1 pseudogene is annotated in these 1,203 nt (G+C 51.2%); it reads right to left on the bottom strand.

The features are described from left to right. Positions 1-1,009 precede the first annotated feature (1,009 nt). A pseudogene (locus HLA95_RS27395) lies at positions 1,010-1,203 on the bottom strand (hypothetical protein); the annotation flags it as partial.

The following is a 1,203-nucleotide window of genomic DNA, read 5'->3' as shown; positions in this document are numbered from 1 at the left end:
CGGTCGCGGATCAGCTCGTCGTAGAACCGGTATTCCTGGCCGTCCTGGTCAAGGACGCGCGTGTTCGGGATGCTAGAGTGGCCGGACTGGTTCGCCTCGGCTGCCGGATCAGATCCAGTTGCTGTCACCTCGGACGCAAGCGCCAGAACGGCGCCTCCGCAAAATAATGTCCTGCGATGCACGTTCTTGCCCTTGAAAATAAAGGGTCATGAGTGGCCTGAAGAAATGCTTCTTCATTCGGCCGGCAGCTGATTGCGCTTCAGCTGCATGAGGTCATAGATAGAACACAGGTAGGGAAGTCAGACTTAGCGCAGAGCATACGCAAAAATATGATCTAGTCTTGTGGAGGTTCATCTTGAGTTCCATCAATAAATTTGCGTTCACTGGTTGTTATATCTTCCAGTGACGTCCAATGCACTATGATCAAGACGATGTAGAGGCTTGGCATGGCGGGATAATGCTCGCATGCCATGTGCCTCGTCTGCAGCGGAAACTTACGACAAGCGACTCAATCAAATCAATAGAAATTTCCGAGATAGAAAAGAACACTGATCCCAACATTCAGCCTATGTCAGGATCAAATCTGATATTTATCCTGAGTAATTATTTAACATATTACATATTTGGTGAAACATTCTCAGAATCTTCTATATAGAGCATAATGCTTTCTATTCTCATTCCATATTTCTTCTGCGAAGAATCGCAAAATTTATAACAGATAATAATAATATTCTTGGATGATCGATCTCTCGGCAACCCGGCCAAGAACCTATCATATAGCCAACAGATTGCAGCATCAGGCTGTTCGCTTCGTTGGTACCTACCCACCTCATTTGCGGCTCTTCCGCCTTGATGCTCGGCACTGCAGCGTGGTGATATGCCTGCTGACCGGTCAGTTGGTGTAGGCACGCAACGAGAAGCAGGCTGTGGGACGTAGTGCGCAAGCCCTGTGGAGACTGCCGCGAAAGCTTGGCGGGACTGGCGCTGACGGTGAGCTGCCACCGACTACTTAATCGGCATCATGCTCCCGCCCGTCGGCAGTATCTGGGCCAACCTGTCCTTCTGATTTGTACGGTCCCGGGATGTGGTGTGACGGGTCGAGCCTGAACCGATCGGGCTCTTTGGCCCAGGTCTGGCAGATGAATTCGTAGGGGGTCAGGCCGCGCAGGGTCTTGAGCCGGCGGGCGTGGTTGTAGGCGTCCA

Source organism: Geminicoccus harenae (genome assembly GCF_019800005.1).
Taxonomy (GTDB): Bacteria; Pseudomonadota; Alphaproteobacteria; order Geminicoccales; family Geminicoccaceae; genus Geminicoccus; species Geminicoccus harenae.
This window is presented reverse-complemented; position numbering and strand designations above follow the sequence as displayed.